An 11,791-nucleotide genomic window follows, 5' to 3' on the forward strand; every position below is an offset into this window, starting at 1 on the left:
GCTTTCATCCGTTACCGGGACGCGAAAAACTTATTCAGCAACGATGCTGATGAATTTACGGTTTTTCGGGCCTTTAACTTCGAACTTGACTTTACCGTCAGTCAAAGCGAACAGAGTGTGGTCACGGCCGCAACCAACGTTGGTGCCAGCGTGGAATTTGGTACCACGTTGACGAACGATGATGCTACCTGCCAGAACTGCTTCACCGCCGAAACGTTTTACGCCCAGACGTTTAGCTTCTGAATCGCGACCGTTACGAGTCGAGCCGCCAGCCTTTTTATGTGCCATTTAAATCTACTCCTCAGGTCTTAGGCGCTGATGCCAGTGATTTTCACATCAGTGAACCACTGACGATGGCCCTGCTGCTTACGATAGTGTTTACGACGACGAAACTTAACGATTTTAACTTTCTCGCCACGACCGTGAGCAACAACTTCAGCTTTGATTACGCCGCCCTCAACGAAAGGAACGCCGATCTTGATTTCTTCACCGTTTGCGATCATCAGCACTTCAGCGAACTCAACAGCTTCGCCAGTTGCGATGTCCAGCTTTTCCAGGCGAACGGTCTGACCTTCGCTTACTCGGTGTTGTTTACCACCACTTTGGAAAACCGCGTACATATAAAACTCCGCTTCCGCGCACCTCTTCGTGTGATTCAGAGTGCGCTATAAATATTCACAATAGGGCGCGAATATTACGCAAAACGCGAGCCTTTGACAAGAGCGATTAGCGATCAATGCAGAAAAAAAACACAACTTTCACGACAACGTTTATCTACGGCAATTTTTCAGTACAATCATAACTTCTTTTAATTCTGTCTTAATCCTTCTGTGATCCCACCTGGATTCATGGTAACAGGACATTTGGCCCGGCTTTTGCGATGAATTTAGAAAAAATCAATGAGTTAACCGCGCAAGATATGGCGGGTGTCAATGCGACGATTCTTGAGCAACTCAACTCCGATGTTCAGCTTATCAATCAGTTAGGCTATTACATCGTCAGCGGCGGCGGCAAACGCATTCGCCCGATGATTGCTGTGCTCGCCGCCCGCGCGGTGGGTTATCAGGGGAGCGCGCATGTCACCATTGCTGCGCTGATTGAATTTATTCATACCGCCACCCTGCTGCATGACGACGTCGTCGATGAGTCTGATATGCGTCGCGGCAAAGCCACGGCAAATGCGGCGTTTGGCAATGCCGCCAGCGTGCTGGTCGGCGATTTTATCTATACCCGCGCCTTTCAGATGATGACCCAGTTGGGCTCGCTGAAGATCCTCGAGGTCATGTCGGAAGCGGTGAACGTCATTGCCGAAGGCGAAGTGCTGCAGCTGATGAACGTCAATGACCCGGATATCACGGAAGAGAACTACATGCGCGTCATCTACAGCAAGACGGCGCGTCTGTTTGAGGCAGCCTCGCAGTGTGCGGGATTACTGGCCGACTGCACTGCGGAAGAAGAGCGCGCGTTGCAGGATTATGGCCGCTATCTCGGCACCGCTTTCCAGCTGATCGACGATTTACTCGATTACAGCTCCGACGGAGAGCGGCTTGGTAAAAACGTCGGTGATGACCTCAACGAAGGCAAACCGACGCTACCGCTGCTGCACGCCATGCACCATGGTACCGCCGATCAATCGGCGATGATCCGCGGGGCAATCGAGCAGGGCAACGGCCGCCATCTGCTGGATGCCGTCCTGGAAACGATGGCTGCCTGCGGTTCGCTGGAGTGGACGCAGAAACGTGCCGAAGAAGAAGCTGACAAAGCGATTGCCGCGCTGCAGGTTCTCCCTGACACCCCCTGGCGTGAAGCCTTGATCGGGCTGGCGCATATTGCGGTTCAGCGCGATCATTAATCCCCTCCCCCTCCCCCTTCCCGCGCAATGCGCGGGAAAGTTCCAGTAAAAACCCATTCCCTACCGTAAATTTCCGGATGCCTTGATACATTCTGAATATTCCGGCGCTTTAACAGAACTTGTTAGAACCTTACCTGGTGCGCGGGTATAGTGTCCCCGTCGCCCATATGGGCCGATCAGGATCTTTATCACCAGGAGAATTTATGGATAAGTTCATCGACTGGCATCCCGCAGATATTGTTGCGGGATTACGTAAACGGGGAACATCGCTGGCGGCAGAGTCGCGACGGCACGGTCTGAGTTCTTCAACGCTGGCGAACGCCCTGACCCGCCCCTGGCCGAAAGGCGAATTAATCATCGCCACAGCGCTGGATACACAGCCGTGGGTCATCTGGCCGTCACGCTACCATGATCCGGTAACGCATGAGTTTATCGACAGAACGCAGATGATGCGTCAAAAGAAGATGGACAAGTGATGTGATTGTTCGACAAGGACCCGGGATAGACGCCCGGGCCCTGACAGGATGCGGTTACTCGCCTTTCACGCGCTGAATATTGGCACCCAGCGCCTGCAGTTTATCTTCGATACGCTCATAGCCACGATCGATATGATAGATGCGATCGACGATGGTGGTTCCCTCAGCGATACAACCTGCCAGCACGAGGCTCGCCGAGGCACGCAAATCGGTCGCCATCACCTGCGCGCCCGAAAGCTGCTCCACGCCGTGACAGATCGCGGTATTGCTCTCGATCTCCGCGTGGGCGCCCATACGGATCAGTTCCGGAATGTGCATAAAGCGGTTTTCAAAGATCGTTTCGGTGATCACGCCGGTCCCTTCCGCGACCAGGTTGAGCAGCGTGAACTGGGCCTGCATATCCGTCGGGAAGCCCGGATGCGGCGCGGTACGCACGTTAACCGCTTTCGGACGGTTGCCGTGCATATCAAGGCTGATCCAGTCTTCGCCCGTTTCGATGTCGGCTCCGGCGTCGCGCAGCTTCGCCAGTACGGCGTCCAGGGTATCTGGTTGCGCGTGACGGCAGAGGATCTTGCCGCCGGAAATGGCTGCGGCAACCAGGAAGGTCCCGGTTTCAATACGGTCCGGCAGCACGCGGTAAACGCCGCCGCCCAGACGCTGCACGCCTTCGATGGTGATGCGATCGGTGCCCTGGCCGCTGATTTTTGCGCCCAACGCGTTAAGGAAGTTCGCGGTATCGACGATCTCCGGCTCGCGAGCGGCGTTTTCGATAATCGTCGTCCCCTCGGCGAGGGTCGCTGCGCTCATGATAGTGACGGTGGCGCCGACGCTCACTTTATCCATCACGATATGCGCGCCTTTCAGACGACCATTGACCGAGGCTTTAACATAACCTTCTTCCAGTTTGATCTCGGCGCCCAGCTGTTCCAGCCCGCTAATATGCAGATCGACCGGACGCGCGCCGATGGCGCAGCCGCCAGGCAGAGAGACTTGTCCCTGACCGAAACGCGCCACCAGCGGGCCCAGCGCCCAGATGGAGGCGCGCATGGTTTTCACCAGATCGTACGGAGCACAGAATACATCGACCGGGCCGGCGTCAATCCACACCGAACCATTGCGCTCTACCTTCGCGCCCAGCTGACTCAGCAGCTTCATGGTGGTATCGATGTCTTTCAGCTTAGGTACGTTCTGGATCTCTACCGGCTCTTCGGCAAGCAGCGCGGAAAAGAGGATTGGCAGGGCGGCGTTTTTTGCACCGGAGATGGTGACTTCGCCCTGAAGGCGAGTCGGCCCCTGAACACGGAATTTATCCATTGATTCTGTTCTCTATTAAAAATTCACATACGCTGCAGGGGATCCCCCACAGCTTAGAAGCCATTTAGTTTGCGGTCTCGCGCCCACTCCTGCGGAGTAAAGGCCTTGATCGACAGCGCATGGATGCGGTTGTCAGCAATATATTCCATCAGCGGCGCGTAGACGCTCTGCTGCTTTTTAACCCGACTCATGCCATCGAACATCTCACCCACAGCAATAACCTGAAAGTGGCTGCCATCGCCAGAGACGTGGACTTCCTGGAGGGGGAGTGCGTTCATCAGCACGGTCTGAATTTCATGATTTTCCATGGGCTCAAATTTATCTGATAGTGAAAACAGCCCAACATCTTAGAGGAAAGTGGCGCGGTCTTAAACAAGCAAAAAGCCCCGGCGAAAAGATTGCCGGGGCTTTCGGAATAGCTTCAATGCTAAGGCACTGAAAAGATTATGGGATCATATCGGCAGGCAGGTTGTAAAGACCGACCAGCGTTTGCAGATTTTCGCTCTTGCCGATCAGCTGCGCTTCCCGGCCCTGGCGGCGAATCAGCGCGACAAAATGCACTAACAGCGCCAGGCCCGCCGTATCCACGCGCGTGGTCTGGCTGAGATCGATGATCGCTGTCCCCGCCGTCGCCTGGGCGCGTGCCTCCCAGAGCGGGACCAGCAGATCCTGATCCAGCTCTCCGTGCAGCGCCAGCGTCTCGCCATCACGAGTCCAGCTCAGCTGCCCGCTCATTATTTTTTCTGTTCCAGGGTGATCGGCTGAGCGGAGATCGCTTTCAGCTGCGCGGTCAGGCCATCAACGCCCTTGGTACGCAGCAGATCGCTCCACTCGTTTTGTTTGGTGGTGATCATGCTGACCCCTTCCGCGATCATATCGTAGGCCTGCCAGTTGCCGGTCTGGGTGTTTTTACGCCACTGGAAGTCGAGACGTACCGGCGGACGGCCATTCGGGTCGAGGATGGTGACGCGGATCGGAATGATGGTCGCGCTGCCCAGCGGCTGTTCCGGGGCAATCTGGTAGGTCTGACCGTGGTACATGGCCAGCGCCTGGCCATAGGCCTGCTTCAGGTATTCACGGAAGGCGGCAAAATAGGCTTCACGCTGCGCCGGGGTGGCTTCTTTGTAATAGCGGCCCAGCACCAGCGCGCCGGCATACTTCACCTGCACATACGGCAGAAGCTCCTGGTCGACGATGTCGCGCAGATAGTTAGGGTTGGCCTTGATCTTCGGCTGTTCATTCTTCAGGCGATCGAAGGTTTTCTGCGCCGCTTCATTCATCAGCTTATACGGATTGGACTGGTCTGCCGCCTGGACCGCGGTCAGCGGGGCAATCACCAGCATGGCGACCATGAGTAAGCGTTTAAACATATCGTATTTCTCCTGAAATTAATGCGTCGTGCCGGCTGCCGGCGTCGCGTCAGTATGACCTTCTGCCTCGGCCTTATCATTGCCAGAATTCTGATTGTCGCCGCCCTTGCTGTTATAAAGGAACTGACCAATCAGATCTTCCAGCACCATGGCGGACTTGGTGTCCTGGATAGTACCGCCGTCTTTAAGGATAGTCGTCCCGAGGTCCGGGTCTTCAAAACCGACGTTCAGCGCCAGATACTGCTCGCCCAGCAGGCCAGAGGTGCGGATCGCCAGCGAACTGGTATCGGGGATATGGTTGTAGCGCTCGTCAATATCGAGCTCCACGCGCGGCAGATAGGTTTTCGGGTCGAGGGTGATGTCCGCCACGCGGCCAACAACCACACCGCCGATGCGCACCGGCGAGCGCGCTTTCAGGCCGCCGATATTATCGAAGGTCGCGTAAAGACGGTAAGTCGGCTCGGTACGTAACGAGGTGACGTTGGCCGCCTTCAGGCAGACAAACAGCGCCGCCAGCAGCGCCACCAGTAAGAACACCCCTACCCAGATTTCATTTTTTTTCGTTTGCATGAACTCAATTCCCAAACATCAGCGCAGTCAGCACAAAATCCAGCCCCAGAACCGCCAGCGACGCATGCACCACGGTGCGCGTAGTCGCCCGGCTAATCCCGGCGGAAGTGGGGATAGCGTCATAACCATTGAATAACGCAATCCAGGTTACCGTAATGGCGAATACCAGGCTCTTAATCAGGCAGTTCACCAGATCCATTCGCCAGTCGACGGCATTTTGCATCGCGGTCCAGAAAAAACCACCGTCAATGCCCTTCCAGCTCACGCCCACCAGCGCGCCACCCCAGATCCCCACCGCGACGAAGATAATCGTCAGCAGCGGCAGCGAAATGACGCCGGCCCAGAAACGGGGAGAAATGACGCGGCGCAGCGGATCCACCGCCATCATCTCCATACTGGAGAGCTGTTCCGTGGCCCGCATCAGGCCAATCTCGGCGGTCAGCGCCGACCCGGCGCGACCGGCAAACAGCAGCGCGGCGACCACCGGCCCCAGCTCGCGCAGCAGCGACAGCGCCACCAGCATGCCAAGACTGGTCTCAGCGCTGTAGGTGGTTAAGACCAGATAACCCTGCAGCCCGAGCACCATACCGATAAACAGGCCCGATACAATGATAATCAGCATCGACAGAACGCCGACGTTGTAGAGTTGACGAACCAGCAGCGGCGCGTGCTTGCGAAACTCTGGTTTGCCGACAACGGCGTTAAACAGCATTAATCCGGCGCGTCCAAAGGTCGCGGTGGTTTTAATACCGCGATGGCCTAGCGCGGCCAGCGCATTAAACAGCATCAGTCGCTCAACTCCCTATGCCTAATAAATCATGGTGATAGTCGCCAGCCGGATAACGGAACGGCACCGGGCCGTCGGCAATACCATCAATGAACTGACGAACCCGAGGGTCGGCATTCTCCCGTAGCGACTGGGCGCTGCCGTGGGCGACAATCTTTTTATCCGCCACGATATACGCATAGTCCGCGATGCTCAGCACCTCAGGCACATCGTGCGAAACCACGATGCAGGTGACGCCCAGCGTGCTGTTGAGTTCAGAAATCAGCTTCACCAGCACGCCCATGGTGATGGGATCCTGCCCGACGAACGGTTCGTCGAACATAATGAGATCCGGCTCCAGGGCGATGGCCCTCGCCAGGGCGGCGCGGCGCGCCATGCCGCCGGAAAGCTCGGAGGGCATTAACTTCGCCGCACCGCGCAGCCCCACCGCCTCCAGTTTCATCATCACCGTCGTATGCAGCAGCGCAGGCGGCAGATGCGTATGTTCGCGCAGCGGGTAGGCGACGTTGTCAAAAACATTGAGGTCGGTAAACAGCGCCCCGGACTGGAACAGCATGCTCATCCGCTTACGCACCGTGTACAGACGTGAACGGGTCATCTGCGGCACGTTCTCGCCATCGAACAGGATCTCTCCCCTGTCCGGCGGGATCTGTCCGCCGATCAGGCGTAACAGGGTAGTCTTGCCGATCCCCGAAGGTCCCATAATCGCAGTAATTTTACCGCGCGGCACCGACAGCGAGATGTCGTCGAAGATCACGCGATCGCCGCGAGAAAAGCGGATACCGCGCACTTCAACTAAATTCGCCTGAGTTTGGCTCATAAAATCATCCTTACTAAGCACCTGATGGGCAAGCATCGCCCTTTCTTACGCCACAATCACAACATTTTTACAGAATCTTACCTGCACAGGTTAGCGAAAGCTGGCATTTGTTTTACTTTTGGCACGCATAAAGTCAAAATTAAGAATTCGTTACGCTGCGTAGGGATAACCCAGCGAGGCGACGATTATACCTGAAGAAAGGACTTTAGATGCTCTTAGCGACGGCTCTGTTAATTATTGGTTTATTGCTGGTTGTCTACAGCGCCGATCGTCTGGTCTATGCCGCCTCCATCCTTTGTCGCATGTTGGGGATCCCGCCGCTGATCATCGGTATGACGGTGGTGAGTATTGGCACCAGCCTGCCAGAGATCATGGTTTCCACCGCGGCCTCGCTGCATGGGCAGACCGATCTGGCGGTGGGCACCGCGCTCGGCTCCAATATCACCAATATTCTCCTGATCCTCGGTCTGGCTGCCTTACTCAGGCCATTTACCGTGCATTCTGATATTCTGCGCCGCGAATTGCCGCTAATGTTGCTGGTCAGCGTGCTGGCGGGGCTGGTGCTCTATGATGGTCAACTGTCCCGTCTCGACGGCCTGTTTTTACTGGCGCTGGCGCTGCTATGGCTGCTGTTCACCATCAAGATTGCCCGTCTGGCGGAACGCCAGGGAAGCGATAGCCTGACCCGCGAACAGCTGGCGGAACTGCCGCGTGAAGGGTCGCTGCCGGTCGCTCTGCTGTGGTTAGGGGTGGCGATGATCGTCATGCCGATGGCCACCCGCATGGTGGTGGATAACAGCACGGTGCTGGCAAACTATTTTGCCATCAGCGAACTAACCGTCGGCCTGACGGTAGTGGCGATAGGCACCAGCCTGCCGGAGCTGGCCACCGCCATCGCCGGGGCGCGCAAAGGGGAAGATGACATTGCCATCGGCAATATCATCGGCGCGAATATCCTCAATATTGCGCTGGTGCTGGGTTTGCCGGCGCTGATCGCGCCGGGAGCCTTTGCGGCGGAAGCCTTTACCCGCGACTATGGCGTGATGTTGCTGGTCAGCCTGATCTTCGCGGTGCTGTGCTGGCGCCGTAGGCAGCAGCCGGGACGACTGGTTGGCGCGCTGCTGGTCGGTGGTTTTGTGGTTTGGTTGGCGATGCTGTTCTGGACAGCGCCGCTCTTCGTTGAATGACTCGGGATAACATCATGTCGCAAATAGATTTGCCCACGGATTTTGACTTTCAACAGGCCGGCCGTCAGGTGCTGGAAATTGAACGTGAAGGTCTGGCCCAGCTCGATCAATATATAAATGAAGATTTCACCCGTGCCTGCGAAACGATTTTCCGCTGCGGCGGGAAAGTCGTGGTGATGGGGATGGGCAAATCCGGTCATATCGGCCGCAAAATGGCGGCAACCTTCGCCAGTACCGGCACGTCGGCATTTTTTGTCCACCCTGGCGAAGCCGCGCACGGCGATTTGGGCATGGTTACGCCGCAGGACGTGGTGATTGCGCTGTCGAACTCCGGCGAATCGAACGAAATCCTCGCGCTGATCCCGGTCCTGAAACGCCAGCAGGTGAAGCTTATCTGCATCACCAGCCGGCCTGAAAGCAGCATGGCGCGCGCGGCGGATATCCATCTGTGCGTGAAAGTGCCGAAAGAGGCTTGTCCATTAGGGCTGGCCCCCACCTCCAGCACCACCGCCGCGCTGGTGATGGGCGATGCCCTCGCCGTCGCCCTGCTGGAGGCTCGCGGCTTTACCGCTGAGGATTTCGCTCTCTCGCATCCGGGCGGCGCACTCGGTCGTAAGCTGTTGCTGCGCGTCAATGATATTATGCATACCGGTGATGAGATCCCGCACGTCGGCCTGCAGGCCACCCTGCGCGATGCGCTGCTGGAAATCACTCGTAAAAATTTAGGTATGACCGCTATCTGCGATGACGACATGAACATCATCGGTATCTTTACCGACGGTGACCTGCGCCGGGTCTTCGACACCGGCGTCGATATGCGCGATGCCAGCATTGCCGACGTCATGACCCGGGGAGGGATCCGCATCCGTCCCGGCACCCTCGCGGTGGATGCGCTAAACCTGATGCAATCCCGTCATATCACCTGCGTGCTGGTTGCCGATGGCGACCATCTGCTGGGTGTGGTACATATGCACGATCTCCTGCGCGCGGGCGTAGTGTAAGTAAGGAAAAAATAATGAATAATGCTGATGCTCAGTTAGCGACCTGCTATGGGCCGGTAAGCCAGATGTTTCTCGATCGCGCGGCTAAGATCCGTCTACTGATCCTCGATGTCGACGGTGTATTATCCGACGGGCTTATCTATATGGGTAATCACGGCGAGGAGCTGAAAGCGTTCAACGTCCGCGATGGCTATGGTATCCGCTGCGCGCTGACCTCTGGCATTGAAGTGGCGATTATTACCGGACGAAAAGCTAAACTGGTAGAAGATCGCTGTCAGACGCTGGGCATTACGCATTTGTATCAGGGGCAGTCGGACAAGCTGCTGGCGTTCCGCGATCTCATTGACAAACTGAGCGTGCGGCCAGAGGAAGTCGCCTACATCGGCGACGATCTGATTGACTGGCCGGTGATGGCCGAAGTGGGCCTCAGCGTCGCCGTCGCGGATGCGCATCCGCTGCTGCTGCCGCGCGCCGATTACATCACCCGGATTAATGGCGGACGCGGCGCGGTACGCGAAGTCTGCGATTTGTTACTATTGGCGCAGGGCAAGCTGGATGAGGCCAAAGGGCAATCAATATGAGTAAAACCAGACGTTGGGTTATCATTTTACTGTCGCTGCTTGCGCTGATCCTCATCGGCCTGAATCTGGCGAATACGGACGACACGGCCCAGCCGGAGGTCAATCCCAACGACCCGACGTATAAAAGCGAACACACTGACACCGTGGTGTACAGTCCGGAAGGCGCCCTGAGCTATCGGCTGATCGCCGAGCACGTGGAGTATTTTTCCGATCAGGAGGTCTCCTGGTTTACCAAACCGGTGATGACCACCTTTGATACCAATAAGGTGCCGACCTGGTCAGTCAGGGCTGATAAAGCGAAGCTGACAAATGACCGGATGCTCTATCTTTACGGGCACGTTGAGGTGAATGCGCTCGCGCCAGACTCTCAACTGCGCAAAATTACGACGGATAACGCCCAGATAAATCTGGTAACGCAGGACGTTACCTCCGATGACATGGTGACGTTATACGGCACCACATTTAATTCCAGCGGCCTGAAAATGCGTGGAAACCTTCGCAGCAAAAATGCCGAGCTGATTGAAAAGGTGAGAACCTCTTATGAAATTCAGAACAAACAAACTCAGCCTTAAGATTGCGCTCGCCGGCGCGTTACTGGCCGCCAGCCTGCCGGCCCTCGCCAAGACGGGCGATACCGATCAGCCGATCCATATCGAATCCGATCAGCAGTCGCTGGATATGCAGGGCAACGTCGTCACCTTCACCGGTAACGTGGTCGTTACTCAGGGGACGATCAAGATTAACGCTGATAAAGTGGTGGTCACCCGTCCGGGCAATGAAAAAGGCAAAGAGGTGATCGAAGGTTTCGGTAACCCGGCCACCTTCTACCAGATGCAGGATAACGGCAAACCGGTAAAAGGCCGGGCGTCGAAAATGCGCTATGAGCTGCAGAACGATTACGTCGTGCTGACCGGCAACGCGTACCTTGAACAGCTCGACAGCAACATCAAGGGCGACAAGATCACCTATCTGGTGAAAGAGCAAAAAATGCAGGCCTTCAGCGACAAAGGTCGACGCGTCACCACCGTTCTGGTGCCGTCCGAGCTGCAGGACAAAAGCGGCAACCAGCAAAAGAAGAGTAACTAATCCGTTATGGCAACCTTAACTGCGAAGAATCTCGCTAAAGCGTATAAAGGCCGCCGCGTGGTGGAAGATGTCAGTCTCACCGTTAACTCGGGGGAGATTGTCGGCTTGCTCGGCCCCAACGGCGCCGGTAAAACCACCACCTTCTACATGGTGGTCGGGATTGTGCCGCGCGACGCGGGCAATATCATCATTGATGACGAAGACATCAGCCTGCTGCCGCTGCACGCGCGCGCGCGCCGGGGGATCGGCTATCTGCCGCAGGAAGCCTCGATTTTCCGTCGCCTGAGCGTCTATGACAACCTGATGGCGGTCCTGCAGATCCGTGACGATTTGAGCAGCGAACAGCGGGAAGATCGCGCCAAAGAGCTGATGGAAGAGTTTCATATTGAGCACCTGCGCGACAGCCTCGGTCAGGCGCTCTCCGGTGGCGAACGCCGCCGCGTCGAAATCGCCCGCGCGCTGGCGGCAAACCCGAAATTTATTCTTCTGGATGAACCCTTTGCCGGCGTGGATCCGATCTCGGTTATCGATATCAAACGCATCATTGAGCATTTGCGCGACAGCGGCCTCGGCGTATTGATTACCGATCATAACGTCAGAGAGACGCTCGCCGTCTGCGAACGCGCGTATATTGTCAGTCAGGGACACCTTATCGCTCATGGTACACCGCAGCAGATCCTCGAAGATGAGCAGGTTAAGCGCGTGTATCTTGGGGAAGACTTCAGACTCTGATAGGGTAGAGGTTAC

Annotated in this window: 17 protein-coding genes; 8 read left to right on the top strand and 9 right to left on the bottom strand. The window is 56.5% G+C overall.

Going from position 1 to position 11,791, the window contains the following annotated elements; genetic code table 11:
* Positions 1 to 30 precede the first annotated feature (30 nt).
* Together rpmA and rplU are read right to left on the bottom strand one after the other, a co-directional pair.
* The gene (rpmA, locus tag ACOI7Z_RS17660; protein WP_002434222.1) at positions 31 to 288 is read right to left on the bottom strand and encodes a 50S ribosomal protein L27; all 258 of its coding nucleotides are present in this window, start codon (positions 286 to 288) and stop codon (positions 31 to 33) included.
* Between the two features lie 20 nt (positions 289 to 308).
* A complete protein-coding gene (gene rplU / locus ACOI7Z_RS17665) occupies positions 309 to 620 on the bottom strand; it encodes a 50S ribosomal protein L21 (RefSeq protein ID WP_002918379.1) in 312 nt (103 codons plus the stop codon).
* A 260-nt stretch (positions 621 to 880) separates the two neighbouring features.
* On the opposite strand from rplU, the gene ispB reads away from it, so the two are divergent.
* Positions 881 to 1,852 carry an octaprenyl diphosphate synthase gene (ispB, locus tag ACOI7Z_RS17670; RefSeq protein WP_023291123.1) on the top strand — a complete coding sequence of 324 codons (972 nt, stop codon included), beginning with the start codon at positions 881 to 883 and terminating at the stop codon, positions 1,850 to 1,852.
* Between the two features lie 203 nt (positions 1,853 to 2,055).
* Positions 2,056 to 2,328 (top strand): DNA-binding transcriptional regulator SfsB, encoded by a 273-nt coding sequence (gene sfsB / locus ACOI7Z_RS17675; protein WP_004206189.1) that lies wholly within the window; start codon positions 2,056 to 2,058, stop codon positions 2,326 to 2,328.
* A gap of 54 nt (positions 2,329 to 2,382) precedes the next feature.
* Here sfsB and murA read toward each other — a convergent pair whose 3' ends face one another.
* The 7 genes from murA to mlaF form a co-directional block, all read right to left on the bottom strand.
* Positions 2,383 to 3,642 (bottom strand): UDP-N-acetylglucosamine 1-carboxyvinyltransferase, encoded by a 1,260-nt coding sequence (gene murA / locus ACOI7Z_RS17680; RefSeq protein ID WP_023291124.1) that lies wholly within the window; start codon positions 3,640 to 3,642, stop codon positions 2,383 to 2,385.
* A 53-nt stretch (positions 3,643 to 3,695) separates the two neighbouring features.
* Positions 3,696 to 3,950 (bottom strand): BolA family iron metabolism protein IbaG, encoded by a 255-nt coding sequence (gene ibaG / locus ACOI7Z_RS17685; RefSeq protein WP_004144910.1) that lies wholly within the window; start codon positions 3,948 to 3,950, stop codon positions 3,696 to 3,698.
* Between the two features lie 136 nt (positions 3,951 to 4,086).
* The gene (gene mlaB / locus ACOI7Z_RS17690) at positions 4,087 to 4,377 is read right to left on the bottom strand and encodes a lipid asymmetry maintenance protein MlaB (RefSeq protein ID WP_023291125.1); all 291 of its coding nucleotides are present in this window, start codon (positions 4,375 to 4,377) and stop codon (positions 4,087 to 4,089) included.
* On the bottom strand, positions 4,377 to 5,012 hold the full coding sequence (gene mlaC / locus ACOI7Z_RS17695) for a phospholipid-binding protein MlaC (protein WP_023291126.1): 636 nt from the start codon (positions 5,010 to 5,012) through the stop codon (positions 4,377 to 4,379). The genes mlaB and mlaC overlap by 1 nt, the downstream gene beginning before the upstream one ends.
* Positions 5,013 to 5,030: 18 nt before the next feature.
* On the bottom strand, positions 5,031 to 5,582 hold the full coding sequence (gene mlaD, locus ACOI7Z_RS17700) for an outer membrane lipid asymmetry maintenance protein MlaD (protein WP_004206195.1): 552 nt from the start codon (positions 5,580 to 5,582) through the stop codon (positions 5,031 to 5,033).
* A gap of 4 nt (positions 5,583 to 5,586) precedes the next feature.
* Positions 5,587 to 6,369 carry a lipid asymmetry maintenance ABC transporter permease subunit MlaE gene (gene mlaE / locus ACOI7Z_RS17705; protein ID WP_004150949.1) on the bottom strand — a complete coding sequence of 261 codons (783 nt, stop codon included), beginning with the start codon at positions 6,367 to 6,369 and terminating at the stop codon, positions 5,587 to 5,589.
* Between the two features lie 7 nt (positions 6,370 to 6,376).
* Positions 6,377 to 7,189 carry a phospholipid ABC transporter ATP-binding protein MlaF gene (gene mlaF, locus ACOI7Z_RS17710; protein ID WP_004206196.1) on the bottom strand — a complete coding sequence of 271 codons (813 nt, stop codon included), beginning with the start codon at positions 7,187 to 7,189 and terminating at the stop codon, positions 6,377 to 6,379.
* Between the two features lie 209 nt (positions 7,190 to 7,398).
* Here mlaF and ACOI7Z_RS17715 point away from each other — a divergent pair, with 209 nt between their 5' ends.
* From ACOI7Z_RS17715 to lptB, 6 genes are read left to right on the top strand one after another with little or no spacing between them, the layout of a single operon-like run.
* Positions 7,399 to 8,376, top strand: a complete 978-nt coding sequence (locus ACOI7Z_RS17715) for a calcium/sodium antiporter (RefSeq protein WP_023291127.1) — start codon at positions 7,399 to 7,401, stop codon at positions 8,374 to 8,376.
* Positions 8,373 to 9,377 (top strand): arabinose-5-phosphate isomerase KdsD, encoded by a 1,005-nt coding sequence (gene kdsD, locus ACOI7Z_RS17720; RefSeq protein ID WP_369707981.1) that lies wholly within the window; start codon positions 8,373 to 8,375, stop codon positions 9,375 to 9,377. Before ACOI7Z_RS17715 ends, kdsD begins: the two co-directional genes overlap by 4 nt.
* 14 nt (positions 9,378 to 9,391) lie before the next feature.
* The gene (gene kdsC, locus ACOI7Z_RS17725) at positions 9,392 to 9,958 is read left to right on the top strand and encodes a 3-deoxy-manno-octulosonate-8-phosphatase KdsC (RefSeq protein ID WP_087848553.1); all 567 of its coding nucleotides are present in this window, start codon (positions 9,392 to 9,394) and stop codon (positions 9,956 to 9,958) included.
* Positions 9,955 to 10,530 carry an LPS export ABC transporter periplasmic protein LptC gene (gene lptC, locus ACOI7Z_RS17730; protein WP_002918413.1) on the top strand — a complete coding sequence of 192 codons (576 nt, stop codon included), beginning with the start codon at positions 9,955 to 9,957 and terminating at the stop codon, positions 10,528 to 10,530. Before kdsC ends, lptC begins: the two co-directional genes overlap by 4 nt.
* The gene (gene lptA / locus ACOI7Z_RS17735) at positions 10,499 to 11,044 is read left to right on the top strand and encodes a lipopolysaccharide ABC transporter substrate-binding protein LptA (RefSeq protein ID WP_002918415.1); all 546 of its coding nucleotides are present in this window, start codon (positions 10,499 to 10,501) and stop codon (positions 11,042 to 11,044) included. Before lptC ends, lptA begins: the two co-directional genes overlap by 32 nt.
* Positions 11,045 to 11,050: 6 nt before the next feature.
* Positions 11,051 to 11,776, top strand: a complete 726-nt coding sequence (gene lptB / locus ACOI7Z_RS17740) for an LPS export ABC transporter ATP-binding protein (RefSeq protein WP_004206203.1) — start codon at positions 11,051 to 11,053, stop codon at positions 11,774 to 11,776.
* Positions 11,777 to 11,791 lie beyond the last annotated feature (15 nt).

This window comes from Klebsiella sp. C283, assembly GCF_048822555.1.
Taxonomy (GTDB): domain Bacteria; phylum Pseudomonadota; class Gammaproteobacteria; order Enterobacterales; family Enterobacteriaceae; genus Klebsiella; species Klebsiella quasipneumoniae.